Consider the following 25,416-nt stretch of genomic DNA (forward strand, 5'->3'; position numbering starts at 1 on the left):
CGCCTCGTGGCCCGCGACTACTACGAAGTCCTCGGGGTGTCGCGGGACGCGACCGCCGATCAGATCCAGCAGGCGTTCCGCACACTGGCCCGCAAGCATCACCCGGACGTCAACAAGGATCCAGCGGCCGAAGAACGGTTCAAGGAGATCAACGAGGCCTATCACGTGCTGTCGGACCCCGAAACCCGCAAGCGCTACGACCGATTCGGCGAAGACTTCCGGAAGGTGCCCGAGGACTGGGAAGAGCGGGTGGGCGCGGGTGCCGGCGGCTTCCAGGGCGGCGGCTTCAGCGGCGCAGGGCCCTCCGGCGCGCGGGTGCGCTACGGCCAGGGCTTCGGCGGCGCCGGCGGCATCAACATCGAAGACCTTTTCGGCGACATGTTCGGCGGCAGTGGCGGATTCGGGCCGATTGCGGGCGCCGACCAGGAAGCGGTGCTGGAGCTGACCGTCGAGGAGGCCTACCGGGGCGGCAAACGGCAGATCTCACTAAATGGCCGCAACTACGGGGTCAACATTCCCGCCGGTGTCATCGACGGCCAGCGGATACGGCTGGCGGGAGAGGGCGGCCGAGGTAGCGGCGATGGACCGGCCGGAGATCTCTACCTGCGGGTGCGCATCAAGCCGCATCCCCGATTCCGGCTCGACGGACGCGACGTCACCGTCGATCTGCCGGTGGCGCCATGGGAGGCGGTGCTGGGGACCACCGTCGCTATTCGAACTCCCGGCGGCGAAGCGAAAGTTAAGGTGCCCCAAGGATCGTCGACCGGTCGGCGGTTGCGGCTACGCGGCGAAGGGATGCCCAACCCGCGCGGTGCCGCCGGCGACCTCTACGCAGAAATCAAGGTGATGGTGCCACCGAAACCCACTGCGCGGGAACGCGAGCTATTCGAGCAACTCGCGGCGGAGTCCACGTTCGACCCCAGGAGGGGACGATGACCGCACCACGCTATGTCCTGGCGCGGCGGCCCGGAATTCAACTCGACGTCTTCGCAACACGCTGCGGGTTGCATCCCGACATGGTGCGCCGGCTGGTCGCGCTCGGCCTCCTCGCTTGCCAACAGGATGCCCGCGGCGATCTCTGGTTCGAACCGTCTGCGTTGGTGACGGTCGCCCGCATCCAGCGGTTGAGGACCGGTCTGGGACTGAACTACGCGGCGATCGGGCTGGTGCTCGACCTGCTGGACCGCATCGAAGAGCTGGAATCCGGTTCCCGCCGAAGGAGGACATCACCGTGGACATCAACAAGCTGACCCAGAAGTCGCAAGAGGCGTTGGCCGAAGCGCAGAGCATCGCGACCCGGATGGGTCATATCGAGGTCGACGGCGAACATCTGTTGATGGCGCTGATCGACCAGCCCGAGGGTCTCGTACCGCGGCTGCTCGATCAGGCGGGCGCCGACACCGCGGACCTGCGCGCGGACCTGGAACGCGAATTGAATCGGCGGCCGAAGGTGAGCGGCCCGGGCGCCGCGCCGGGTCAGGTGTCTGTCACCCGGCGCCTGGCGAACGTTCTGGAGGCCGCCGAGCGGGAAGCCAAGCGGCTCAAGGACGAATACGTGTCGGTGGAGCACCTGGTGATCGCCCTCGCCGAAGAGGGTTCGGCGACTGCAGCCGGACGGATTCTGGCCTCTCACAACGTGACTCGGGACTCATTCCTGACTGCGCTGACCAAGGTCCGCGGTAACCAACGGGTCACCTCTGCGACCCCGGAGGGTGCCTACGAGGCGCTGGAGAAGTACGGCCGCGACCTGGTCGCCGAGGCCCGCGCCGGTAAGCTTGATCCGGTGATCGGCCGCGACGCCGAGATCCGCAGGGTGATCCAGATTCTGAGCCGCAAGACCAAGAACAACCCGGTTCTGATCGGCGACCCCGGAGTCGGCAAGACGGCGATCGTCGAGGGGTTGGCCCAGCGGATCGTGCGCGGCGATGTCCCGGAAGGCCTGCGGGACAAGACGATCTTCTCCCTCGACATGGGTTCGCTGGTGGCCGGTGCGAAGTATCGCGGTGAGTTCGAGGAGCGGCTGCAGGCGGTGCTGTCGGAGGTGAAGGCGGGCGAGGGCCGAATCCTGCTGTTTGTCGACGAGTTGCATACCGTGGTCGGCGCCGGGGCGACGGAGGGGTCGCTGGATGCCGGGAACATGCTCAAGCCGATGCTCGCGCGCGGCGAGTTGCACATGATCGGCGCCACCACCCTCGACGAATACCGTAAGCACATTGAAAAGGACGCCGCGTTGGAGCGGCGGTTCCAGACGGTGCTGGTCGACGAACCGGACGTGGAGGACACCATTTCGATCCTGCGCGGCCTCAGGGAACGCCTCGAGGTGTTCCATGGAGTGAAGATCCAGGATGCCGCCCTGGTGGGCGCCGCCACGTTGTCGCATCGCTACATCACCGACCGCTTCCTGCCGGACAAGGCGATCGACCTGGTGGACGAGGCGTGTGCGCGGCTGCGCACCGAAATCGACTCGTTGCCAGCCGAATTGGACGAGATCACCCGGCGGGTCACCCGGCTCGAGATTGAGGAGGTCTCGCTGGCGAAGGAATCCGATCCCGCGAGCAAGGCGCGCCTGGAAGAGTTGCGCAGGGAGCTGGCCGACCTGCGCGCTGAGGCCGACGCCAAGCACGCGCAGTGGGACGCCGAGCGGCAGGCGATCAAGCGGGTACAGGAACTGCGCGGACAACTCGAGCAGGTGCGACACGAGGCCGAGGAAGCCGAGCGAAACTATGACCTGAACCGGGCCGCCGAGTTGCGCTATGGCCAGATCACCGAACTGGAACGCAAACTGCAGGCCGCCGAGGAGCAGCTGAAGTCCAAGCAGGGCGATCGGCCGTTGCTTCGCGAGGTCGTCACCGAGGACGAGATCGCCGAGATCGTGTCGGTATGGACCGGTATCCCGGTCGCGCGGTTGCAGGAGGGCGAACGGGAAAAGCTGCTGCGGCTCGACGAAATACTGCACGAGCGGGTGATCGGCCAGGATGAGGCAGTCCAGTTGGTCGCCGATGCGGTGATTCGAGCCCGATCCGGGATCCGGGACCCTCGCCGCCCGATCGGCTCGTTCATCTTCCTGGGACCCACCGGGGTCGGTAAGACCGAGCTCGCCAAGACACTGGCCGCCGCATTGTTCGACAGCGAGGACAACATGGTTCGGCTGGACATGAGCGAGTACCAGGAGCGGCACACCGTCAGCCGCCTGGTCGGCGCACCACCGGGATACATCGGCTACGAGGAGGGTGGCCAGCTCACCGAAGCGGTGCGCCGCAAGCCCTACTCGGTGGTGCTGCTCGACGAGATCGAAAAGGCCCACGCCGACGTGTTCAACACGCTGCTGCAGGTGCTCGACGACGGCCGGCTCACCGACGCACAGGGACGTCAGGTCAACTTCCGCAACACGGTGGTCATCATGACCTCCAACATCGGATCGCACCACCTGCTCGACGGCGTCACCGCAGAGGGGGAGATCAAGCCCGATGCCCGCGAGCGGGTGATGGCGGAGTTGCGCGGGCACTTCCGGCCCGAGTTCCTCAACCGGGTCGACGACATCGTGTTGTTCACTCCGCTGTCAATGCTGCAGCTCGAACGGATCGTCGAGCTTCAGTTGGCCGAGCTGCGGGATCGGTTGGCGGAAAGGCAGATCGAGCTCGACATCACGCCGGACGCGCGCCGGCTGATCGCCGAACACGGCTACGATCCGGTGTACGGGGCGCGGCCGCTGCGCCGCTATATCGCCCACGAGGCCGAGACTAAGATCGGCCGGGCGTTGCTGCGCGGCGACATCGCGGGCGGCGGCAAGATCCGCATCACCGTGGAGAACGGTGAACTCGCCGTGGGCTATTCGGAACCGGCCCTGGCGGACTGACCGAGGAGGCGCCATGGAAACCGACATCGTGACGTGCCCGCACTGCGGAAAGCGCAATCGGGTACCCGCGGCGGCCGCGGGCAAGCCCCGGTGCGCCAACTGTCACCAGTGGCTGCCGTGGATCGCTGCGGCGGGTGACGGGGACTTCGCCGACGTCGCCGAGAAGTCCTCGGTTCCAGTGCTTGTCGACCTGTGGGCGACGTGGTGCGGGCCGTGCCGGATGGTGAGTCCGGCGCTGGAGCAGCTCGCCACCGAACGGGCCGGACAACTCAAACTGGTCAAGGTCGACGTGGACAAGGCACCGGCGATTTCGCAGCGGTTCACGGTGCAGGCGGTGCCGACACTGCTGGTCCTCGACCACGGGCAAATACTGGCGCGGCAGTCGGGTGCCGCTCCCGTTGCGGCGCTGCGCAATTGGCTGGATCAGGCGCTATCGGCCGGCAGTGCGAAGGAGGCACGGTCATGACATCTGTGGGTATCGATCCCCATGTGGCGGCGATCCGCCAGGTGCGCCCGCGCACGAACGGCTGTGAGGAATGTCTGCGGCTCGGTACACCGTGGGTGCACCTACGGCTGTGCCTGACGTGCGGGCATGTCGGCTGCTGCGACTCGTCACCGATGCGGCATGCCCGGGCGCACGCCGGCACCATCGGGCACCCGGTTGTGCAGTCCATGGAGCCCGGCGAGAACTGGCGCTGGTGCTACGTCCATGAGAACTATGTCTGAGGTCGCCGCCGCCGACCAGCGCACATCGATTCTGCTGGCCGAATCCCCCGACATATACGGCGCGTACCCGCGACTGGCTGACGAGCAGATTGCGACCCTCGAGGCGGGCGGCGCCCGGCGAGCAGTCAAAGCGGGAGAGACGTTGGTCCGCGAGGGTGAGCGCTCCGACTACTTTTTCGTCATTCTGTCCGGCAAAGTCGCCGTCACCACCACGGACGACGCGGGCAATCGGCACGTGATCCGGGTGCACGGCCCCGGGCGGTGCCTCGGGGAGCTGGGCGACCTCGAAGGCCAAGCGGCGTTCTACACCGCCGAAGTGGTGGAACCCGGCGAAGTGCTCGTGGTCCCGACAGAACGGGTGCAGGCTCTGGTCGCCCACGATCCGGTGCTCAGTGACCTCATCCTGCGCGCGTATCTGTTGCGCCGCTCGCTGCTCATTCAGGAGGGATCCGGATTCCGGATCATCGGCTCCTGCTATTCGCCGGACACCGCCCGGTTGCGCGAGTTCGCCGCGCGAAACCGATTGCCGCACCGCTGGCTTGACCTGGAACGTGACAAGCACGCCGAACGGCTGCTGCAGCGGTTCGGAGTATCGCCCCAAGACACCCCGGTGGTGATCTGGGGCGGTGAGGTGCTGCGCAACCCGACCAACACCGAGCTGGCCCGCCGGGTGGGACTGCCGGTACCCGACACGGTGCCCGACGAATCCGACGTCGTCGTGGTGGGCGCCGGTCCGGCGGGGCTGGGCGCTGCGGTGTATGCCGCGTCGGACGGCCTGACCACCGCGGCCATGGAGCGGATCGCAACCGGCGGCCAGGCCGGGACGTCGTCGAGGATCGAGAACTATCTCGGGTTCCCCGGCGGAATCTCCGGAGCCGACCTTGCCGAACGGGCAGTTCTGCAGGCCGGCAAGTTCGGAGCGCGGATCTTGGTGTCCGCGGAGATCACCCGGCTGGAATCCGGCGGCGGCCAGCACCGGGTAACGCTCGCGGACGGTGGGTCGGTGGTGGCCAGGGCCGTGGTGCTGGCCACGGGAGCCAGGTATCGAAGGCTCGCCGTCCCGGGAATCGAATCGTTGGAGGGCAACGGCGTGTACTACGCCGCCACCTTTCAAGAGGCGTTGATGTGCGGCACGGGGCCCGTCGTCATCGTTGGGGGTGGTAACTCCGCGGGCCAGGCGGCGATCTTCCTCGCCGCGCGGGTTTCCCGGGTGTACGTCGTGATCCGCGGCGACGACCTGAACAAGAGCATGTCCCGGTATCTCGTCGACCAGATCAACCGGCACCCCCGCGTGACCGTCCGGTCGTGCACCGAGATCCGGGAGGTGCACGGAAACGGTGCACTCAGCGCGGTGGTGACCGAGGACAAACGAACAGGCGAGCGGCACTCGATCCAGACCCGCGCCCTGTTCGTCTTCATCGGCGCGGATCCCAATACCTCATGGCTCGCCGGCGCCATCGAACTCGACGACCGCGGCTTCGTGCCGACCGGTCCGGCAGCGCTGTATTCGGACGCCGACGGTGCCCGGCGCAGCACCCAGCGCCAGCCGGGGATGCTGGAAACCAGCCAACCCGGTGTGTTCGCGGCGGGAGACGTGCGAAGCGGCTCGGTCAAACGGGTGGCCTCCGCGGTCGGCGAAGGCTCAATGGCAATCCGCCAAATCCACGAGTACTTCGGGACGTAGTCGGCAGCGCGGACCGCCCCGACCGGTCACCTGCCCGGCATTCGGCAATACTGAACCGGTCAGCCTGACTCAGACCGGTCTGTCTTGGAGTGCCCTGGCCACCTCCGTATCGGTGGGAGCACAGTGGCAACGCGCCGGCGACGGAGATCTTTCGAGGCGCAGGCCGCGATCGACCGGCTGGCTGCCGTCCCGACCCACCCCGGATTCGTGCCGCACGAGATAGCACTGCTACGGCTACGCGCGCTGCTGGCTCGAGCCCACGGCGATGAAGCCTCCTCTCGAGACCATCGGGACCGCTACCGAGCCATGGCGATATCGCTTGGATTTGAAGGGCAGATCGAGTGGGCCGAGGCGATGACAAGACCGCGGCCGAGTGGCGTCGCGGCGTGCGGCACTAAGACCAGCGAGATGGTGAAGTGCGAGGATGCTCACGCCGAGCAGCTGGCGCTCCACTTTGGTGGCGATCGCCAGGCCGCTACGGGCCTCCTGGACCGCAGCGAAAGTGGCCGCGACCACGCCGTCCGCACCAACGGCGACTTCTTCCTTAAGACCAGCGAGATGGTGAAGTGCGAGGATGCTCACGCCGAGCAGCTGGCGCTCCACTTTGGTGGCGATCGCCAGGCCGCTACGGGCCTCCTGGACCGCAGCGAAAGTGGCCGCGACCACGCCGTCCGCACCAACGGCGACTTCTTCCTCGCCCATGCGTGTAATCGGGAGCGCGCCCGCCTGCCGCTGTGCGACAAATTCGTGCGCGCTCACCCCCACTACGGGTGGTTAGCTACCGCAACGTCAGGTTTGTCACAGACCGTCGGAAGTCGCCGCAGGTCACCAGAAAGACCTCTATCTGCGTGTTCATTGCGCGACGACTGCAATCACCGCAGGGCAGGGAGGTTGCCACGATACGATTCACAACCCGTCGAGTGTGAGTTCGAATCTCACCGAGTGCACCACAATAACCACAGTTCACAGGCTATTGCTTGAGCCCAGATCGGCGGACTCAAGAGGTTCGGCACCCCCGCCACAGCCGGGCCGTCGCCAGGGTCACCGCGACAGCGGTGCCCAGCGTGAGCAGTTGCAGCACGTTGTGCTGGGCGTCGACGACTACGTCGTGGTTGTCGATCCCCGGCAGCAGCTTGGTCGTCTTTTCGTAGCCGTGGACGCGGTACCAGGCGGCGGATGTACCGAACAGGTAGGGCGGGTACCAGGTAGCGATTTGCAGTGCCAGCAACACCCAGCAGTAGCCGGCCATGAAGACGGCCGGCCACCGCCACCTGGCCAGCAGCGCCGCCGCGGTGACCGTGTAGGGGATCACCATCGACAGCGTGCTGCCAAGCTGGGGCCCCGCCTCGGTGAGGTTGTTCCACGGGTACAGCGGCACGTAGTTGTCGATCACAAAGTAGGCCGACGTGAGGGCCAGTAATGTCACCGCCGCAGCGGTGGCGCTGTCAACGCGGCGCATCGGCCATCACCCGCCCAAGGCATCAACGCCATCATTGCCCATTTCCCGCCCCCAGGTGCTACGGCTGTTGATCGAGGCAGCGTGGCATCACCGCAAGCCCTACCGCAATCCTGGCCCGACGATGCGGGCCCGCTGGGACATGACCCAGTCCGACTCGTCGTCGAGTTCGGGAGTCGTTTTCGTTGATTACGCGGGCAACGGCGCCCTGCTCAGGTTCGCGTACCCGACCGTGGCACCCCGCGGCGCGCTGCAGTGGTCGTCGGGCAGGCGCTCGGCCTGTTACTGCGGGTGAGTGGCAGCTGACCTCAGCAACGCTTCCAGCATGCCATGCAGGTGAGCCACCGCGAGTTCGATGTCGTAGTACTTGCGTTGTCCGGCACGCGATTCCGCCGCCAGCAGCCCGCAGCGGTGGACGTTCTGGAAGTCGCCGTATGGGAACTTGTAGCGGCCCTTCGTGTTCTCGTCGTGCTCGTCGTCAATCCCGAGATGCCACCGTGCGTACTCGGCGATCCCGTGCCGCTCGATGTAGTCGTTCTCTTGCCGGGCCGAGGGCTGGTGCTCGCTCCATGCGTCACGGTCATCAATCACGTACCTGCCCGCCGCGATCAGGTCCCGCGCGTGCTCGTAAGCCGTCTCGTTCAGTTTGACCGCCATGCATTCCATGCTCGCGGTCACGGCCGCTCGCGCCCTGGACCTGGCGTGCCAGAATTACTCACCCGTGTTTGTTCCAGCAGTGCGAGGCCTATTTCCCGTCGCGCGACCACAGGCAGACACGCTTCGTTATGGAATCAGTGAGCCGCCTGGAACGCTAGCCGGCCGTGGTGACTCCTGCCGGGACGTGAACCTTCAGTAGGTGGTCGGGTGTGGTGCGAACAGCCAGCTGATCGCGCCCACGGACATTTCTTGGAATAGACGCTCCGGGCGCCGATCAGGGTGCAGCCGTGCTGCGACACCCCTCCCGCCTCATGACATCGAGGGCATCGACCTGTTGCCGATCACCTTTATCGCTGCGCCACGGCCTCCCTCGGAATACCCGCCGCCGCGTACACTTCGGCTTCGTCGAGCGTCTCGTGGGCCAACAGCTCCGCGACGATACTGTCGAGCTTGTCGCGGTTGTCCCGTAACAGTTTCCGTGCCTCGGCGTAGCACTCGTCGATGATCCGGCGGACCTCACCGTCCACGACGCCAAGCATTGCATCGGATACCCCGGCCATGTGCGGGTCACCCTCCTTCGGCAGCACCGACACCGGGCCGATGCGGTCAATCGACTGCGCCGCGGGCTGTGTTGGTCGTCAGAGCCGACAGAATTCGCCGAGGACGGCCGACCCGACGCACGCACGCGATGATGCCGATCCCCAGGCCCAATGAGGCCCGACCCCACCGATACCTCACCTCGTTGGGCGCCGACAAATACCGCCTGAACGGCGCGTTGACAACACTCCTGCAACCTCGTCCCGCACGGCCCGATTGCGTCGCAGCCCCACCGGACCCAGCGCAACCAGCGCCGAGGCTTCGCCGTCGAGCACCGCGACCCGCCGATCCCAGAGACTGTCACGTCGAAGGTGCCGAGACGGCTGGTCAATGGCCTGTCGGCTGGCCACGCCCGGCGCGATCGCAGCAATGACGTCCTCGAGCCCGTGGGGTTGGCGTGGACATTACGGTGGGTATGGGGCGCGATGAGGCTGAGACCGGACAACAGGGCGCGGCCCGAGCGGTCCGCCGTACAACATCGCGTGGCTCCGCGCCGCGCCAAGCGAACGGAGTGGGTGGGTGGCCGGTCGTATCGAGATCGATGACGTCGCACCCGTCGTTTCCGGCGGAAGATTTCCGGCCAAAGCTGTCGTTGGCGAGGTGGTGCCGGTTCGGGCGACGGTGTGGCGCGAGGGCCATGACGCGGTCGCGGCCTCCCTGGTGGTGCGTTACCACGGCACCGCATATCCGCAGCTGGCCGAGGCCCCGGTGCCGGCCGCCACGGCCGTAGAACCGGTCCCGATCGAGGCCGTGGTCAATCCGCCGGCACGGGTCAAACCGCAGCGGTTCCCAATGTCGCTGGGCAGTACACCCGACGTCTTTCACGGGGTGTTCACCCCCGACTGCGTCGGCCTGTGGACCTTCCGGGTGGACGGCTGGGGCGACTCGATCGCTACGTGGCGGCGCGCCGTCACCGCCAAGCTGGACGCCGGCCAGGGCGAGACCGACTTGTCCAATGATCTGCTCATCGGCGCCCGGCTGCTGGAGCGGGCCGCGGCGGGTGTGCCCCGTGAGCTTCGCGATCCTCTGCTCCAGGCCGCGGAGGCGCTGCGCAAACCCGGCGATCCGTTCGCCCGCGCCGCCGCGGCGCTTTCGCCCGAAGTTGTCGAGCTGCTGGCGCAGTATCCGCTGCGCGAAATAATCACGCGCGCCGAACAATACGGCGTCTGGGTGGATCGTCCGCTGGCCCGTTTCAGCGCGTGGTATGAGATGTTCCCGCGGTCCACCGGCGGGTGGGACAACAAGGGCAAGCCGAAGCACGGCACCTTCGCCACCGCCGCCAAGGCGCTGCCGCGCATCGCCAATATGGGCTTTGACGTCGTCTACCTGGCTCCGATCCATCCGATCGGCAAGGTGCACCGCAAGGGTCGCAACAACACGGTGACCGCAGCTCCCAGCGACGTCGGTTCGCCGTGGGCGATCGGCAGCGACGAGGGCGGCCATGATTCCGTGCACCCGCAGCTGGGCACCATCGATGACTTCGACGATTTCGTCGCCGCCACCCGGGATGAGGGCATGGAGGTGGCGCTGGACCTGGCGCTGCAGTGCGCCCCCGATCATCCGTGGGCAAAGCAGCATCCGGAATGGTTCACCGTGCTGCCCGACGGCACCATCGCCTATGCAGAGAATCCCCCGAAGAAGTACCAGGACATCTACCCGCTGAACTTCGACAACGACCCCGCCGGTCTATATGACGAGGTGCTGCGGGTGGTGCGGTTCTGGATAGCCCACGGCGTCAAGATCTTTCGCGTCGACAACCCACACGCCAAACCGCCGAACTTCTGGGCGTGGCTGATCGGCGAGGTGAAAAACGACGATCCCGACGTGCTGTTCCTGTCCGAAGCCTTCACCCGTCCGGCCCGCCTCTTCGGCCTGGCGAAGCTGGGTTTCACCCAGTCCTACACCTACTTCACCTGGCGCATCTCGAAGTCGGAGCTGACTGAATTCGGCCAGCAGATCGTCGAACACGCCGACTACGCGCGCCCCAACCTGTTCGTCAATACACCGGACATCCTGCACGCGAGCCTGCAGCACGGCGGTCCGGGCATGTTCGCCATCCGGGCGGTGTTGGCGTCCACGATGAGCGCGTCCTGGGGCGTGTACTCCGGCTACGAGCTGTTCGAGCACCGACCGGTTCGCGAGGGGAGCGAGGAGTACCTGGACTCGGAGAAGTACGAGCTGCGCCCCCGTGATTTCGATGCAGCGCTGGCCAAGGGCGAATCACTGGAGCCATTGCTGGCCCGACTCAACGAGATTCGTCGCTTGCACCCCGCGTTAAGTCAACTGCGCACCATCAAGTTCCACCACATCGACAACGACGCGCTGCTGGCCTACAGCAAGTTCGATCCGGTGACCGGAGACACGGTGCTGGTAGTGGTGACCCTCAACGCGTTAGCACCCGAGGAGTCCACGCTGTGGCTGGATATGGGCGCGTTGGGGATGGAGCCCTACGACCGCTTCTGGGTGCGCGACGAGATCACCGGAGAGGAATACCAATGGGGACAAGCGAATTACGTTCGCCTCGATCCCGCCAAGGCGATCGCCCACGTGTTGAACATGCCGCAGATACCATCCGGATCACGACTGATCTTGCTGCGTAGGGAGTGAGTGGACGATGACTCGAACCGATCAATTTGTGATGGTCGAACGCGGCGCGTTGCTGGGCGCCGGAACCTGGAGACTACGGATTCGACGGCGACCGTTGTCAATCTGTATGACTGGGGCACGGTCAGCGGATTGCCCTACTTTGATGCGGCGTCTTCGTTCGCCGCGGCCGCCAAAGGTGGGCCCGAGGCCGCCGAAGCGTTCACGTCGATCCGCATCCGCCTATCTCGTGCGAACATGCGTCATGAAGCCGAATTATTGGCATACGCCGACGGCATGAAATACTAAGCGGCACAACATGATAGAGAATATGCGGCGGTTAATCATGGACAATAGAGACTATCCACGATATCCGGCGGAATCATGGTCATGGGGGAGTGGCTAAACACTCTGGCCCAAGCTTCACCAGTTCACCGCTCGAGCAAGTCGTAACGCCGCAAACTCGCACTATTTGCTGGTACCACGGGCGCGCCGGAATCTGTGCGCAATCCTGAACTCTGAGCGGGAAGTCGAGGTGTCGCGCGGCAGACCGTCCGCCCGTGCAGTTAGGTCCCCAATCGCTGCCAGAGTGGCGCGTGCGTCATTGAATAAGAGGCTCGCCAAATCGATCTCGTCGATAACCGCTGGTATCGATGAGATTCCTTGCGTGTGTTGCCTCGTCTGTCCGTGCCCGCGGCTCTCCCCTCCGCCAGCGTCCGCCAGTCGCGGAACGCCGCGCCGGCTGCTGATACCTGCTACTTGTTGCGCGCCGTGACAGTCAGCGGCGCGGCTGTCGACCGTCGCGTAATTCCCCCGGGGTGTCCGTCATGTAATTCCGCCACCGGTGGGCCTCGGTGTAGGTCTACCGGGTGGGCTTGGCGTTGTCTACCGGCGCGCTAGCGCCGGGTCTTTTTCGGGGTCGGTAGCTGGGTCCGTCCATCAGGATCTGGTGGCTGGTGTTGATCAGGCGGTCGAGCAGCGACTCGGCGACGACGGGGTTGGGGAACAGGTTGTACCAGTCCTTCGGTGATCGGTTGGAGGTCAGGATGAGGGGGCGGCCGTTGACGGCGCGATCGGAGATCAACTCGTAGAGGTCGTCGGCGTGCATCGCGGTGTGTTCGCGCATGGCGAAGTCGTCGAGGATCAGCACGAGCGGTTCGGTGTATTCGCGGATGCGTTGCCCCCAGGTGCGATCGGCGTGACCGCCGGCGAGGTCGGAGAGTATCCGGGAGGTCTTGGCGAATCGGACGTCGCCGCCGCGGCGGGCCACTGCGTGCCCAAGTGCTTGTGCCATATGGGTTTTCCCGACTCCGACGGTTATCAACGGGTAGTAACACGCTCGAATCTATGTATGCAACAAAGGGGTTGAAGCCTCGTTTGTCATTGTTGTTGCCGGTTTATCGGCGGGTGTTCTTCGACGTGAAGGAACGGCAACGATGGCGTATCCAGTGGCTGTGTGTCCTGCGGGTGGGCAGCGGACGTGGACTGTGCTTGGCGAGGACTTCGCAACGGTCGGTCCGATCGAGGAGTGGATCGAAGCTCACCGGCACCTGTGGTCACCGAACACGGTGCGTGGCTATGCGACGTCATTGGCGCAGTGGTGGAGCTTCCTCGAGCAACGCGGACAGACCGACGGTTGGCGTGAGGTCGGTGTCCCCGCCGTCACGGCGTTCCTGTCCTGGCAGCGCAATGGCCGCACGGTTCAACATCGGCTGACTGAGTCTGACCCGACGCCGACCGCTTCAACGTTGGAAGTTCGGCTTGCAGCGGTGATTTCGTTCTACCGATGGCATCAGGCACTGTCCGGGGTGGCGGTAGCGGGACGGCTACTGCGAGGAACACCGCGGCACCGACCAGCCCGAGGCTTGCTGGCCCATCTGGATGCGCGTTCGGCCCCGGCGGCATCTTCGCTGGTGCGCGTGCGACGTGACCGACGCCGGAACAGACCTCCCTTGCTGCTGCCGGAACAGATCCAGGCGATCTTGGATGGCTGCGCGGTCTTCGACGCCGAGTCCGGATCGTGGCGAGGCAACCTGCGGGACCGCTTCGTGTTCGCTCTGCTGGCCGAGACCGGGATGCGACTCGGGGAGACGTTGGGCCTGCGGATCGGTGAGTTCGTCCTCGGCCGCGGCGGCACCGCGTATGTGCAGATCGTGCCCCGCTGCGATAACCCGAACGGGGCGCGGGTGAAGATGATGCGACCGCGACGAGTCTATGTCGGTGCCGACCTCGAGCGGCTGTTCGCCGACTATCTCACCGACATCGCCTGCCGGGCAACCGAAGTCGGCATCGCCCTTACGGACACGTCGCCGCTACTGGTGAATGTGTTCCGACCACCGTTGTTGGCCGCATTGCGAGAGACGACGGTCCGGGAGAAAGTGGCCACACTGCGCCGCCGCGGCGTCGGGCCACCCGGGTGGACGCCGCATTGGTTCCGCCACACCCATGCCACCGCACTGCTTCTGGCGGGGACGCCGGAATGGGTGGTCTCCCGGCGCCTCGGGCACGCCCACGTGCAGACCACCCTTGACCTCTACGGCTGGGTTCGCGACGACGAAGCCCTGCGTGCAGCCGCCAACTGGGCGTCCTACGCCAGCAGCTGGCGTGTGGCCGAGTGATCGACGAGCATGGCCACCTGCACCTGCGTAGTGCCGAACACCTCGATCCGATCTGGCGACTCTGGGACGAGCTGCCGGCACAGTGGCGTGGCCCCGTGCTCGGGCCCGGCATCGAGAACTGGGCGTCGATCACCGAGAACGATTGGTCGCATCTGGATCTGAGCGGACTACCCGACCCGTTCGCCGCGGAGCTGGCGTGGATGGCGCACTGGCAGGCCAGCGATGGCACCCGCGTCTCTGTGCTGGCGATGGCGCAGTTGGCCAACATGATTCGGCGGGCCGTTGCCGAAGGTCGCGATTTCCCCTCATCGATCCGGGCCATGGATTACGACGCCGCAGCGGTGTTGCAGAGCTGGTTCTATATCAGCAGGGGCAAGCGACTGCCCTCCCCCCGGGGCCGGGGCCGGGTGCACGCTCTGTTCGGGTTCGCCCGGCACGCCCTGATCGCCGCTTGCCACGACGGCCCGTGGTGGCAACTGGACTTCTGGCACCCGCGCTGCGATCCGCGGATACCACTGACCGATCGTGAACCGGTCGCCAACTACGGCTGCTCACCCGGAGATATACAGCTTGGGTGGTTGCGGACCGCCGTGAAATGGCACCTGGGCACGTCCCTGGAATCTGGGGCGCTGCGCTGGACCACGGTCAGCCAGGAACGCATGCGGAGCTTCCGCCGGTTCGACAATTGGCTGACCGCCAGCTTCGACGACCCGACCATCATCCTGGGCGACCCAACGAGCGCGGTCGAACAGGCAGCTGCGTTCGCGCGGTGGACCGCGGTGGCCGCCAACCGCGTCACCCGCGAATCCGACACCCGCCACCTCGGAAGAACTGTGCCGAGCAGGGGAATCAACGACGACCTGCGAGCGGTGGCCGGCCTCCTGGAGTTCATTGCCGCCAATCCCGGGGAGGCTCGCAGCGTCCTCGGCGCCGAACCCTGGCAACGGGTGAGCGCCACGCACGCCGCCAGCTGGTTCGGCCGAGTCAGCCGGATACCGCATCACCGCGGATTCAACGACGCGAACTACATCGACGACCACGCACTCTCCCAGATCACCGCGGCGCTGCCGCTGATCGGGCTTCCCCGCAACGAGCAGATGACCATCACCCGCGGCGACGGCACCACCATCACCGCCAACGGACTCGAGGACCCGCAAGCAATGCGGATGATCCTGCTGCAGATCCTCACCGGCCGCCGCGCCAGCGAGATACGCACCTGCGACTTCGACTGCCTCTCCGCTGCGCCCAGTACCACCGCAGCCGCAGATGACGACCACACGCTGAGCAGGTTCCGTTACGCACAAAGCAAGATCGACGTCGCACCCGACACCATCCTCGTTGACCACGCGGTCACCGAAGTCATTGCCGAACAACACCGTTGGATACATGCACAGCATCCGGGCAGCAGCAGGCGCTTCCTGTTCACGCGGCGCCTAGGCAACCGCCGCGGCGACAAACCCTATCCAGCAGGCACCTACAACTGGGTCCTACGCACCCTCAGCGATCTCGTTCAGATCACCGACGCCAAGGGCCACGCCGTGCGATTGAGCCACACCCACCGCTTCCGACACACCCGGTTGACCCGACTGGCCGAACTCGGCCTGCCAGTCCACGTACTGCAGCGCTACGCCGGACACGCCACCCCTACCATGACCATGCACTACATCGCCGCCCGCGACGAACACGCCGAGCAGGCGTTCCTGGCCACCGCCAAGCTCCGATCCGACGGCACCCGCATCCAACTCTGCAGCGACGACCACGACAGCCTGCACCTGTTCCGCCGCGCCGACCGGTTCCTGCCCAACGGCTGGTGCACCCTGCCACCGCTGCAGTCCTGCGACAAGGGCAACGCCTGCCTGACCTGCTCAGTATTCGTCACCGACCACACCCACCGGGACGTCCTGCAACGTCAACTCCGCGAAACCACCGACCTGATCGACCGGGCCACAACAGAATTCGAGCAACGGCACGGCCATCCCATGCCCCAGGACAACGTATGGCTCACCACGCGCCGTACTGAACACCACGCCCTGGAAAGGCTCCTCGACGCCCTCGACCACAAACCCGACTCCGCGGCCCACGGCGCGATCTCCGAGTGTCATCGACCCAGCGCTGGACCCGTCCCGCTGACTCTCGACCTCACCCGCCACCGCAGGAGCACCCTATGACCGACTCCCGAGAACGCCGAATCACCGCCCTCACCGAGGCAGCGAAGGCCAAGTCCAAGAACAAGACCCGAGACGCTGACCAAGCCATCCGCCGACTGATCAAACGCGGCGAACCGATCACGTTCCAAGCCGTGCAACGTGAAGCTGGCGTCTCCCACGCCTTCCTCTACAACCACCCCGAACTGCGCAAACGAATCGAGCATCTACGCGGCGCCCGCCGCAAGGCCACCACCGACCAGCCTGCTGATGCCGACAACACCGTCGTCATCACACTGACCCGCCAGATCGCCGAACTCAAGAAACAGCACCGCCAGCAAGTGCAAGCGCTCCGCGACGCCCTCGAGCGAGCACACGGCGAGAACCTCGACCTACGGCGCGAACTGGCCCGCCGCGGCATCCACTCGCCGCCCAACGTTGCATCGATCGCAACAACGTCCTGAACAGGACAAACACATCCATTCCGAGCTCCAACCTTCGATAACGCCCGGTCCGTAGAGGATCACTGATTCGGCGGCGTCGAGCCACCGCAGTGCGGCCAGGTCGCGCAGCATCGCCGCGGGCAGCTTGGTGTTGGCGGTGAAGTCGAAGGATTCGAATGTCGATTGTTCCTCGAAGCGGGCTCGGCGGATGCGCCGGGTGAGGGCGGCGGATTCTCTGCGGGCGATCTCGTCTTCGCAGAGCACCTGGAGGAAGTCGAGGTTCCCGAGGGTGCCGTCGCGGGTCTGCGCCAGCCGGGCATCCAGGGTGTCGAGCATGCCGGTGAGTTTGAGGGTGCGCAGCGCATTGCGTAGTGCGGGGTCGAGGATGCTCATGGTGGTGATGTCCTTAGGTTCAGATCGAATGATGTTGGTTGCCAGCTGGATACGATGCGTTGATCACGCGATCTCTCCGGTGGTGGTGTCGAAGGCTTGCGGCCCGCGCAGATGCGCCGCGGCTTGCGGGGCGGCGGATTCGATGATGCCGTCGAGTTCGGTGCCGGCGGCCAGGATGCCCTTGACCGTGCGGTAGCTCGGGTCGCCGACGGTGATCGCCCGCGCGCAGGCGGCTTCCAGGCGGTCGTGGCCGACGGTCTTGAGCAAGGCGAGGACGCCTTGAGCGCTGCGCAGTCGGTGGATGGCGTTGACTTCCATGAATTCGGCGATCACCTGGGTACAGGCCGGTCCGACCTCGGCGGCTACTCGGCGACACCAGGTCGGGTTGCGCATCGTGAAGGCGATCTTCTCCGGCGGGTAGTGCTCGAAGTCGGTGGCCCGCCCACGGTGATGGGTGACGTGGGTGGCCACGACGTCGCCGTCGTGCACGATCTGCACCAGGTCGCCGCACGTGCGGGCGTGGACCTGTTGGCCCATCAGCCGCCACGGCACCGAGTAGAGCGCCTTGCCGACTTTCACGTGGCAGTCGGTGGCGACCTTGCCCGTCGACCACACCGCGAGTTGGAAATCACTGTGCGGCAACGGCAACAGGGCATGCTGTTCAACGGTGGAGAACACGAACCCTGGTTGCTCACCGTCGAGTGCCCGAGAGTTTCGCGCCCCGGCTACCTCACGGCACCAGACCAGCGCGGCGGCCTGCATCTGCTCCAGCGAGGTGAACTCGCGGCCCCGCCAGAACGAGTCCCGAATGTATTGCATCGGGCGCTCGACGCGTGGTTTGTCCTTCGGCTTGTTCGCCCGCGCCGGGTCGATCAGGCAACCGTAGTGGGCACCCAGTTCGGCGTAGGCCTTGTTGATCTTCGGGTCATAGAGATCCGGTCGAGTGACACCGGTCTTCAGGTTGTCCGGGACCAGCCGGGCCGGGACGCCACCGAAGAACTCGAACGCTGCCACATGCGAAGCGCACCAGGAGGATTGATGCATCTTCAGGACCGGTTGGACGAACAGATGCCGCGAATGGGCCCTCTGGTGCGGTCATGTCGGCGCCTTCCCTGCCAGGTGAAGGCTGCGCACGTGGGTGCTCATAGGCGCAGCCGTTCGACGGCTTGTCCGGTGACCTGCGCGATCAGGTCAAAGTCCCTGTCGAGTGCGAGCACGGTGAGGCCGGCCATCTCAGCGACAGCAGCCACGAGCAGATCCGGGATCGCCGGGGCACGGTGCAGCCCACGGTCGGCCAGCTGAAGCTGCACGCCCACGGCGCGGTCCTCGGCGGCCGGAGTTAGGTACTCGAGCGGCATCAATGCCAGCGGCGGCGCACCTGATTCGCTGCGGGCCTGAGGCCCGTTCCGAAACGAGTAGCCGATCTGTAGGCGAGTGACAGTGCTCATGCGCACGAGGCCACGTTCGATGCGCTCAACCCAGGCCTGAGCATCTGGGGAGGCGACCAGTCGCGTGTAGGCCGATTTGTCGATGAGCCAGTTGGTCACCGCCACGCGGCGTCCATGACGTCGGGATCATCGAGGTCGGTGGCAGCCGCGGCGGCACGGCGTAGATCGTCGACCGTCATGGTCCGCGTGGAGGCGCCCACCGAGCCTTCGGTCTCAAATCTGGTTCGCAGATACTCTTGGCGCGAGAGGCCGCGAGCGGCGGCGTCGGCGTCGATACGCGCGATCGCCGCGTCGGACAGGCCGCGGATCAGCACATCACCCATCTCGCATGACCTCCTGATATCATCGATATCAGCCTACAGGGCATCTAGTTGGCTCCCCGCCGCGACACTCATGACGACTGGTATCGCCCCGTTGCCCTGACTCCTGCTGTCACCAGGGCTGTCTATGCCCGATAATTGATGGCGTGACCATTCAGCTTGAGGCGGCCCAGGCGCTGGCGGTGGTCGAACGCGCGCGCTCCCTATTCGGTACACCTGGCCCCGCCGCCACGTCTGGCGTGCCACTGCAAACGGCAGCGGAGTCCGCCGCAGGCACGGGGCAACAGATGTCAGCGCTGTCCGGCCAGCTGGTTGATCGACATGCATCGGTTGCCGAGAAGCAACAGCGGGGCCTGAGTACGGCAGGGCGCACCGACACCACGTTGGAGTCCCATCTGAGCAGCGCCGCGCAGATCACCCACGGCGGAGCGCGCCAAATGGACACGATCGTGGCGCAGACACGCTCCATCGCTGACGTTGCCGCGTCGGCTCGCACACCGGCCGCGGAAATGATGGTGCTCAAAGCGCTACGCGCTCAGGTCGCTCAGGCACAGTCCGTCGTGGCCTCGACTCAGCAGCAAGCCAGTCAAGCCGCCGGACAGGTCAAATCACTGAGCTACGGCAGCGGCGAACTACCCCAAGCGCCAGCCGATCTGCCCACAGACAAGCCGGGTGAAGACCCCCCGCACGGCGAAGATCCGCGCTACTGGCTCGACGTCACGAAGGTGACCTACGTCCCCGAAGGGGAGCTAGCGCCGCCGAACTACAAGCAAGTTGGCCCTAACCTCTGGTATCCCGACCCCGAAGGCGGTATCGCATACGTGCCCCCGCCCCCGGCGGCGAAGTATCCACTTGATCTCGGCGACATTCGCGTGATCGACCCCGACTCTGACGCACTGTTCCCGCCCGGCTATCAGCAGTTAGCTCCCGGAATCGGGGTGCCACATCCGGATTCGTATTACGGAGCCCAACCCCCCTGGCCGCGACCGCAACAGCCCATCGATGTCCGCGACGTCATCCAAGTAGCGCCCAATCAGCTCGCGCCGTGGGGTTATGTCGAATACATGCCCGGCTGGTGGGTCCCTGATCCAGGCCGGCAGTCGCTGGTCGGTAACTAGCGGACACTCGACGACACGTGGTTGTCAGACCAATCGCGGGTGGCCCTACTGGTCCTCGACGATGCGGCGTTCGCGGCGAAGGAGCGCGTTTAGAAACGCGTTGATGTGTGTGACCGCGTGGTCGTTGAGGCGAACGGGCCCGTAGATGAAAACATGACCGGCGCCAGCGGTCAGTCCGACAGACTCTGGATCGCCACCGGCGCGAACGTGCATCTCCCAGTGGATCCGCAATCCGACATCATCGGCGCGCGCGTCGAGCACGGCAAGCATGCTCGGTGAAACCCCACCCGAAGAGCGTCAGTCCACTTCAATAAGTTGCTGTGCAACAATTTTGGCCGTGCACCTGGTGTCGCGCTAAGGCGGGCGGTGATCGGTGCGTTGGTCCGCTCAGGCCCTGCTGGACAAGGGATTGACCACGGTGTCGCAGACGGGCCTTAGCATCGGCGCCATGCTTGGTTTCTGGGTGACCGCGTGGGCCGGATCGTTTCTCTTCGCGACGTTGGCTGTTGAGACGTACGTGAAGCGCCGATGGCCATCAAGCAGCACCCTGGGGCTGGGCGCGGTCGTTGGGCTCAGCGCCATCCTGTTCGCGTTCGTTGGCATCGGCGCCCTCGTCGAAGGCGCCCTTCACAGTGCGGCATGGCTGCGCGACGACGAGATGGCGCTATGGGTCGGAATCTTGTGCATATGGTCCATCTTCGTGTTTGGCGCCATCCGAGCGATCCCCTGGGTGGTCGCGCAGCGGAAGTGAAGATGACAACGCACTTCCAGCTAGCCTGCTGGCCTGAAGACTCAAATGTTCAGCAGCACAGAAGAACTGAGACCCGCGTTAACTACCAGCTCGAACGGCGAACACCTCGTCTGCGACGCCTGCCAGGGCGGCGCGCGCATCGTCGAGATAGGTGAACATCGTCGCCCGGCCGACCAGGGCCGGGTGGCCGGGAATTCCTGTGAGGCCGACGTCGAGCCAGTCATGGTCGAGCCGGTCCGCCGACACCAATTGACGACCAGGCCGGCCGGCACTGTCGAGGGCAGAAGCAACCGCCATGCCTGAGTTTGTCGGCAGCATCGTGTGGATGACCTCGGCCACCGACCAGGGGCGCAGCCGGGAGGCGGGCATGAGGTCGTCGACGATCGCGGCCACCACCGGCAGAACGGTGAATATTGGCATACCGTCGAAGAATTCGATGTGCTCGTCGAGCGCCGACTCAAGTTCCCCTCCGTTGAACAGCTCTCCGAAACGGGCCTCCCGAGTGCCCAATTGAGCGAGACGGTCAGCGACCGGCTGGCGGCTCTGTCCGAGGTGCACCAGCACGAAGTCCACCGCTCCAACCGTCACCGCGGGGGAGGCGACCTCGGCGGCCAGATCGGTCATTCGTATCTCTGCGCGCCAATCGCGACACCAACTGACCGTGGCTCTGTCGAGGCTTTCGAAGTGCAGCACCGGCAGGCTCAGGGTTGCGTCCAGCAGAGTGGTGTACGAGTCGGACCTGATCAGCGGTACCGGCGTGTCGTAGCCGAATGATTGAAGGTCATCGCGTGATTCTTCGAGAGACCGACCAAAGTCACTCGAGCAAAGGAACCAACGCGATGACCACTGCCCACAATATCGACCTGCCCACCGTGCTGGCCGAACGACTCACCACCACCCACCCCGACGTGCTCCGTGAGCTGCTCGCCACCTTCATCCACACCCTGATGGGTGCCGAAGCCGACGCTCTGTGCGGCGCCGGATACGGCGAACGCAGCACCGAGCGCACCAATTCCCGCAACGGCTACCGTCACCGCCAATTCGACACCCGCACGGGAACATTGGATCTGGCGATCCCGAAGCTGCGTCAGGGCTCCTACTTCCCGGACTGGCTGCTGGAACGCCGCAAACGCGCCGAACGAGCCCTGACCACCGTGGTCGCCACCTGCTACCTGCTCGGGGTCTCCACCCGGCGGATGGACAAACTCGTCGAGACACTCGGCATCACCAGCCTGTCGAAATCCCAGGTCAGCGTAATGGCCAAGGAACTCGACACCGCCGTCGAGGCGTTCCGCACCCGTCCACTGGACGCCGGTCCCTACACGTTCGTGGCCGCCGACGCGCTGGTCCTCAAGGTCCGCGAAGGCGGCCGGGTGGTCAACGTGCACGCCCTGATCGCGGTCGGGGTCAACAAGGAGGGCTACCGCGAAATCCTGGGCATCGACGTCACCACGGCTGAGGACGGTGCGGGTTGGTTGACGTTCTGGCGGTCGTTGACCGCCCGCGGCCTCTCGGGTGTGAAGTTGGTGACCTCCGACGCGCACGCCGGGCTGGTGGCCGCGATCGGGGCCACCCTGCCCGGGGCGGCCTGGCAGCGCTGCAGAACCCACTACACGACCAACCTGATGGCCGTCACTCCGAAGGCGTCGTGGCCGTGGGTGCGGACCCTGTTGCATTCGGTGTTCGACCAGCCCGACGCTGAATCCGTTGCTGCTCAATATGATCGGATCATCGACGCGCTCGCCGACAAGCTTCCCAAGGTCGCCGATCATCTCGAGAACGCCCGGCCGGATCTGCTGGCGTTCACCGCGTTCCCCAAGCAGATCTGGCGCCAGATCTGGTCGAACAACCCCCAAGAGCGGCTCAACAAGGAGATCCGCCGGCGCACCGACGTCGTCGGGATCTTCCCCGACCGCAACGCCCTGATCCGCCTCGTCGGAGCAGTGCTGGCCGAACAACACGACGAATGGGCTGAATCGCGCCGCTACCTCGGCCTCGACGTCCTGAGCAAATCACGCGCCGCCAACGACACCCCGACAGAACAGGAGGACACCCCGGCGGCACTGACCGCCTGAACGATCACGACGAAGAATCACACGACGACGTCGTACACCACGTCCCTGGACTTGACCAGGCTCAGCTCCGCGGCGCCTCGGCGCGCCACTTGCGGCCTGCGTAGGTACTGGGCGAGGGCAACAACAGCAGCTGGTGAGCTCATCAGGTTGCACACTCCTCGGCCACTGACCAGGGGCGCAACCGGGAGGCCGGTATCAGGTCGTCGACGATCGCGTCCAGCACTAGCAGGGCGGTGAATATTGGCATGCCGTCGCAGAACTCGTCGTGCTCGTCGAGGTTCGGTTCGAGTTGTCCTCTATCGAACAGCTCTCCGAAACGGGCCTCCCGGATACCGAGCAGCGCCAGGCGATCGGCGACCGGCCGGTGCCCCTCGCCCATCTGCACCAGCACGAAGTCCACCGCACCGACCGTCACCGGGGGTGCGGCCACCTCGGCAGCCAAATCGGTCATCCGAAGCTCGGCGCGCCAATCCCGACACCAACTAACCGTGGCGGCGTCGAGGCTTTCAAAATGCAACATCGGCAGGCTGGAGCTGGGCGGCGCCCCGGCGCGACACTTCGGGGTGCTCAGGTAGTCGACGACGTCCATAGCAAGCCCTCTATTTCATCACCGTGACGAAAGGTCGTCGTGCAGGAAGTCGCTGAGCCACCGCCGAATCGACGCCAGGCAGCGACTGTCGACAGCCCCAGCGGCGCTGGCGATCCGCTGCCGGCTGACGGTGCGAGGCTGTTCTGTCATCGCGTAAGTGGGGCGGGGAAGGGTTAGGCCGGGTCCGGTGAGCTCGACGTGCTGCGGCCAGCCGCGGTCAGTGGTCGTGGCTGGAACCACGATGGCCAACTCGGTGACGGCCTCCAAGTAGCCAGACGATGCGACGATGACCGCGGGCCGGCGTCCGGCCTGTTCTCGGCCCAACGTCGGGTTCAGGTCGACCCACACCACCGAGCCGGGCAGCAAGGGAACATTCACCGAGTCGCCTCGGTGTCTATATCCACTGCGGCCCACTCAGCCGTTTCCGCACGCCAGACGGACAATGCCGGTTCGTCGGCACCGCGGATAGCCTCGGCGACCGCGGCCATCCGCTTATGTCGGTCGTGTTCGTCCATGAGCTGCTCTAGAAACTTCTGCACCGTGGCATCTTCTTGTCCGGCCGCTGCGCTGATGCGCTCACGCAACGGCTTCGACACTTTGATCGTCGTCAGGTCCGCCATTGCGTCATGCTAGCATCCGGTATCCAACATTAGCATACTTTTGGTATGCCGATAATAGCGATTATGTCAACTCACAGTTGGCACATATGCTAACTTACACTTGACGTAGGCATACTGTCGCAGAATACTTGGCGGCATGGCAATCCCCCGCCTCGTCGAGTTGATCGACAGGTATCGGACCGCGCACGGCGTGAGCGAATCCGAAGTGGCCCGCCGGATTGGCATGTCCCGCGAGAACCTGCGCAAGTGGCGGATTAACGGTGTCAGCCGCCTCCCGGACCGCGAGAATTTGGCGGCCGTCACCCGCGTGATCGGCAAGCCCTATCGCGAGGTCGTTTCTGCGGCCCTCTTCGACACCGGATACCTCACCGACGACCAGGCGTCCACACCGAGGCCTCACGATGAGGTCCTCCACGACGCGATCAGCGTACTTACCGAGGCAACCCGGCTGACCAATCAACCTATGCGGCAAGCGACGTCAGGCCAATGGGAGGTCGATCCCGATCCCCGCGCCGCGCTGCGCATCGACTGGGCCGCCTTCGTAACGCTGGCCCTGGCGGGCGCGGCGGCCAACGTCGGGAGCATCGAGGAGGCACTGGCAGGCCGGCCAGGCTCGTGGGAGGCCGAAATGGTGCGGCGCACACTACAAGCCACGGTCTTTGACGACAAAGACTTACTGCGCCATCGCACCGAGCCGGTCGTGGTCGATCTCTGGGTGGAAAGCATTCTTGCCCAGATCGACGACGGCAGCGACGACGCCTATGCCGACGCACAACTCGAACTCGACGCCCGCGCCGACGCCATTCCTGAGCCCACCGACCTGCCGCCAGGCCCCTTCTCCCCCAACGACCCCCGCATCGCAGCCGTGGACTGGGTGAACGTAGACGACAACGGCTACCTAGTCATCACCCACGATGGCTGGACCGGCGACGCTGACGACGTGGCCCTGCTCTCCGAACTCTCAGCGGAGGCCGAGGCCTCCCGCGATCCAACCCCCGGCGAGATCGCCTATGAGCAAGCCATGCAGTCGATCGCTGCCCTGGTCGACGCACTCACTGAGCAGCAGAAACGCGAATACACCGAGTACGCGACCCGGCTCACCGAGGCCATCCACGCGCAGCTCGCGGCCCTAGAGCTGACGGTACCGCTGTCGATCAATATCACCCTTGCCCCCGAGACTTGGGCTCACGAGGACTTCGACAAGCACGCACCGTCGACGTACTCAAGCAGCGCCATCGAGGGCGCCATCGAAAGCGCCGTCATGGACACCCCCACCCCTGCAGCCCTCCCCGGCAGTCCCCTCGAACGGCTCGAAGCAGGTCGAAAAGGTCAGTAGCA

28 protein-coding genes and 3 pseudogenes are annotated in these 25,416 nt (G+C 65.5%); 16 read left to right on the top strand and 15 right to left on the bottom strand.

What is annotated here, in order from left to right:
- Positions 1–6 precede the first annotated feature (6 nt).
- The 6 genes from DYE23_RS30005 to DYE23_RS30030 are packed head-to-tail and all read left to right on the top strand — an operon-like array spanning position 7 to position 6,266.
- Positions 7–936: a DnaJ C-terminal domain-containing protein gene (locus DYE23_RS30005; RefSeq protein ID WP_115329298.1), complete on the top strand. Its 930-nt coding sequence runs from the start codon at positions 7–9 to the stop codon at positions 934–936.
- Positions 933–1,250 (top strand): chaperone modulator CbpM, encoded by a 318-nt coding sequence (locus DYE23_RS30010; RefSeq protein ID WP_115329299.1) that lies wholly within the window; start codon positions 933–935, stop codon positions 1,248–1,250. The genes DYE23_RS30005 and DYE23_RS30010 overlap by 4 nt, the downstream gene beginning before the upstream one ends.
- Complete coding sequence (gene clpB / locus DYE23_RS30015) at positions 1,232–3,856, top strand: ATP-dependent chaperone ClpB (protein ID WP_115329300.1); 2,625 nt, start codon at positions 1,232–1,234, stop codon at positions 3,854–3,856. Before DYE23_RS30010 ends, clpB begins: the two co-directional genes overlap by 19 nt.
- A 13-nt stretch (positions 3,857–3,869) precedes the next feature.
- Positions 3,870–4,322 carry a thioredoxin gene (trxA, locus tag DYE23_RS30020; protein ID WP_115329301.1) on the top strand — a complete coding sequence of 151 codons (453 nt, stop codon included), beginning with the start codon at positions 3,870–3,872 and terminating at the stop codon, positions 4,320–4,322.
- The gene (locus DYE23_RS30025) at positions 4,319–4,582 is read left to right on the top strand and encodes a UBP-type zinc finger domain-containing protein (RefSeq protein ID WP_115329302.1); all 264 of its coding nucleotides are present in this window, start codon (positions 4,319–4,321) and stop codon (positions 4,580–4,582) included. The genes trxA and DYE23_RS30025 overlap by 4 nt, the downstream gene beginning before the upstream one ends.
- Complete coding sequence (locus DYE23_RS30030; protein ID WP_235660701.1) at positions 4,566–6,266, top strand: FAD-dependent oxidoreductase; 1,701 nt, start codon at positions 4,566–4,568, stop codon at positions 6,264–6,266. Before DYE23_RS30025 ends, DYE23_RS30030 begins: the two co-directional genes overlap by 17 nt.
- Before the next feature lie 234 nt (positions 6,267–6,500).
- On the opposite strand, the gene DYE23_RS30035 is transcribed toward DYE23_RS30030, so the two are convergent.
- Positions 6,501–6,968: a hypothetical protein gene (locus tag DYE23_RS30035; RefSeq protein ID WP_147292312.1), complete on the bottom strand. Its 468-nt coding sequence runs from the start codon at positions 6,966–6,968 to the stop codon at positions 6,501–6,503.
- A gap of 295 nt (positions 6,969–7,263) precedes the next feature.
- A complete protein-coding gene (locus DYE23_RS30040; RefSeq protein WP_115329305.1) occupies positions 7,264–7,725 on the bottom strand; it encodes a hypothetical protein in 462 nt (153 codons plus the stop codon).
- A gap of 67 nt (positions 7,726–7,792) precedes the next feature.
- On the opposite strand from DYE23_RS30040, the gene DYE23_RS30045 reads away from it, so the two are divergent.
- A complete protein-coding gene (locus DYE23_RS30045) occupies positions 7,793–8,017 on the top strand; it encodes a hypothetical protein (RefSeq protein WP_172527972.1) in 225 nt (74 codons plus the stop codon).
- Here the strand turns inward: DYE23_RS30045 and DYE23_RS30050 are convergent.
- Both DYE23_RS30050 and DYE23_RS30055 read right to left on the bottom strand, forming a co-directional pair.
- Positions 8,005–8,379, bottom strand: coding sequence for a hypothetical protein (locus tag DYE23_RS30050; protein ID WP_115329324.1), 375 nt, complete (start codon positions 8,377–8,379; stop codon positions 8,005–8,007). The genes DYE23_RS30045 and DYE23_RS30050 overlap by 13 nt on opposite strands.
- Positions 8,380–8,726: 347 nt before the next feature.
- Positions 8,727–8,972, bottom strand: a complete 246-nt coding sequence (locus tag DYE23_RS30055; protein ID WP_235660702.1) for a hypothetical protein — start codon at positions 8,970–8,972, stop codon at positions 8,727–8,729.
- Positions 8,973–9,495: 523 nt separating this feature from the next.
- Here DYE23_RS30055 and DYE23_RS30060 point away from each other — a divergent pair.
- Positions 9,496–11,583 carry an alpha-1,4-glucan--maltose-1-phosphate maltosyltransferase gene (locus DYE23_RS30060; RefSeq protein ID WP_115329307.1) on the top strand — a complete coding sequence of 696 codons (2,088 nt, stop codon included), beginning with the start codon at positions 9,496–9,498 and terminating at the stop codon, positions 11,581–11,583.
- Entirely contained in the window at positions 11,584–11,868 is a 285-nt protein-coding gene (locus DYE23_RS30065) for a hypothetical protein (RefSeq protein ID WP_235660704.1), read from the top strand.
- Positions 11,869–12,421: 553 nt separating this feature from the next.
- Here DYE23_RS30065 and DYE23_RS30070 read toward each other — a convergent pair.
- Positions 12,422–12,874: pseudogene (locus tag DYE23_RS30070) on the bottom strand (ATP-binding protein); the annotation flags it as partial.
- A gap of 121 nt (positions 12,875–12,995) precedes the next feature.
- Here DYE23_RS30070 and DYE23_RS30075 point away from each other — a divergent pair.
- The 3 genes from DYE23_RS30075 to DYE23_RS30085 are packed head-to-tail and all read left to right on the top strand — an operon-like array spanning position 12,996 to position 16,785.
- A complete protein-coding gene (locus DYE23_RS30075) occupies positions 12,996–14,177 on the top strand; it encodes a tyrosine-type recombinase/integrase (protein WP_115329308.1) in 1,182 nt (393 codons plus the stop codon).
- Complete coding sequence (locus DYE23_RS30080; protein ID WP_115329309.1) at positions 14,174–16,345, top strand: tyrosine-type recombinase/integrase; 2,172 nt, start codon at positions 14,174–14,176, stop codon at positions 16,343–16,345. The genes DYE23_RS30075 and DYE23_RS30080 overlap by 4 nt, the downstream gene beginning before the upstream one ends.
- Positions 16,342–16,785 (top strand): DUF6262 family protein, encoded by a 444-nt coding sequence (locus tag DYE23_RS30085; RefSeq protein WP_115329310.1) that lies wholly within the window; start codon positions 16,342–16,344, stop codon positions 16,783–16,785. Before DYE23_RS30080 ends, DYE23_RS30085 begins: the two co-directional genes overlap by 4 nt.
- A gap of 45 nt (positions 16,786–16,830) precedes the next feature.
- Here DYE23_RS30085 and DYE23_RS30090 read toward each other — a convergent pair.
- The 4 genes and pseudogenes from DYE23_RS30090 to vapB all read right to left on the bottom strand — a co-directional run.
- A pseudogene (locus tag DYE23_RS30090) lies at positions 16,831–17,157 on the bottom strand (ATP-binding protein); the annotation flags it as partial.
- A 63-nt stretch (positions 17,158–17,220) separates the two neighbouring features.
- Positions 17,221–18,240, bottom strand: a pseudogene (locus tag DYE23_RS30095) (IS21/IS408/IS1162 family transposase); the annotation flags it as partial.
- 59 nt (positions 18,241–18,299) lie between these two features.
- The gene (locus DYE23_RS30100) at positions 18,300–18,710 is read right to left on the bottom strand and encodes a PIN domain-containing protein (RefSeq protein ID WP_115329311.1); all 411 of its coding nucleotides are present in this window, start codon (positions 18,708–18,710) and stop codon (positions 18,300–18,302) included.
- Entirely contained in the window at positions 18,701–18,928 is a 228-nt protein-coding gene (vapB, locus tag DYE23_RS30105) for a type II toxin-antitoxin system VapB family antitoxin (protein ID WP_115329312.1), read from the bottom strand. The genes DYE23_RS30100 and vapB overlap by 10 nt, the downstream gene beginning before the upstream one ends.
- A gap of 143 nt (positions 18,929–19,071) precedes the next feature.
- Between vapB and DYE23_RS30110 the strand changes: the two genes are divergently transcribed.
- Positions 19,072–20,043, top strand: a complete 972-nt coding sequence (locus tag DYE23_RS30110) for a DUF4226 domain-containing protein (protein WP_115329313.1) — start codon at positions 19,072–19,074, stop codon at positions 20,041–20,043.
- Positions 20,044–20,088: 45 nt separating this feature from the next.
- Here DYE23_RS30110 and DYE23_RS30115 read toward each other — a convergent pair whose 3' ends face one another.
- Positions 20,089–20,313: a hypothetical protein gene (locus tag DYE23_RS30115; protein ID WP_115329314.1), complete on the bottom strand. Its 225-nt coding sequence runs from the start codon at positions 20,311–20,313 to the stop codon at positions 20,089–20,091.
- 103 nt (positions 20,314–20,416) lie between these two features.
- Here DYE23_RS30115 and DYE23_RS30120 point away from each other — a divergent pair, with 103 nt between their 5' ends.
- On the top strand, positions 20,417–20,794 hold the full coding sequence (locus tag DYE23_RS30120) for a hypothetical protein (RefSeq protein ID WP_235660706.1): 378 nt from the start codon (positions 20,417–20,419) through the stop codon (positions 20,792–20,794).
- Positions 20,795–20,872: 78 nt separating this feature from the next.
- Here DYE23_RS30120 and DYE23_RS30125 read toward each other — a convergent pair whose 3' ends face one another.
- Complete coding sequence (locus DYE23_RS30125; protein ID WP_235660708.1) at positions 20,873–21,418, bottom strand: hypothetical protein; 546 nt, start codon at positions 21,416–21,418, stop codon at positions 20,873–20,875.
- A gap of 215 nt (positions 21,419–21,633) precedes the next feature.
- On the opposite strand from DYE23_RS30125, the gene DYE23_RS30130 reads away from it, so the two are divergent.
- Complete coding sequence (locus DYE23_RS30130) at positions 21,634–22,869, top strand: IS256 family transposase (RefSeq protein ID WP_115329316.1); 1,236 nt, start codon at positions 21,634–21,636, stop codon at positions 22,867–22,869.
- Positions 22,870–22,886: 17 nt separating this feature from the next.
- Here the strand turns inward: DYE23_RS30130 and DYE23_RS31820 are convergent, their stop codons facing one another.
- The 4 genes from DYE23_RS31820 to DYE23_RS30145 are packed head-to-tail and all read right to left on the bottom strand — an operon-like array spanning position 22,887 to position 24,078.
- Entirely contained in the window at positions 22,887–23,012 is a 126-nt protein-coding gene (locus DYE23_RS31820; RefSeq protein ID WP_264033199.1) for a hypothetical protein, read from the bottom strand.
- A complete protein-coding gene (locus DYE23_RS30135) occupies positions 23,012–23,458 on the bottom strand; it encodes a hypothetical protein (RefSeq protein ID WP_235660710.1) in 447 nt (148 codons plus the stop codon). The genes DYE23_RS31820 and DYE23_RS30135 overlap by 1 nt, the downstream gene beginning before the upstream one ends.
- An 18-nt stretch (positions 23,459–23,476) precedes the next feature.
- A complete protein-coding gene (locus DYE23_RS30140) occupies positions 23,477–23,836 on the bottom strand; it encodes a type II toxin-antitoxin system PemK/MazF family toxin (RefSeq protein WP_115329317.1) in 360 nt (119 codons plus the stop codon).
- Positions 23,833–24,078, bottom strand: coding sequence for a hypothetical protein (locus DYE23_RS30145; RefSeq protein ID WP_115329318.1), 246 nt, complete (start codon positions 24,076–24,078; stop codon positions 23,833–23,835). The genes DYE23_RS30140 and DYE23_RS30145 overlap by 4 nt, the downstream gene beginning before the upstream one ends.
- Positions 24,079–24,214: 136 nt before the next feature.
- Here DYE23_RS30145 and DYE23_RS30150 point away from each other — a divergent pair, with 136 nt between their 5' ends.
- Positions 24,215–25,414 (top strand): helix-turn-helix domain-containing protein, encoded by a 1,200-nt coding sequence (locus DYE23_RS30150; protein WP_115329319.1) that lies wholly within the window; start codon positions 24,215–24,217, stop codon positions 25,412–25,414.
- Positions 25,415–25,416 lie beyond the last annotated feature (2 nt).

Origin of the sequence: Mycolicibacterium gilvum (assembly GCF_900454025.1) — a bacterium.
In the GTDB taxonomy this organism is placed as follows: Bacteria; Actinomycetota; Actinomycetes; order Mycobacteriales; family Mycobacteriaceae; genus Mycobacterium; species Mycobacterium gilvum.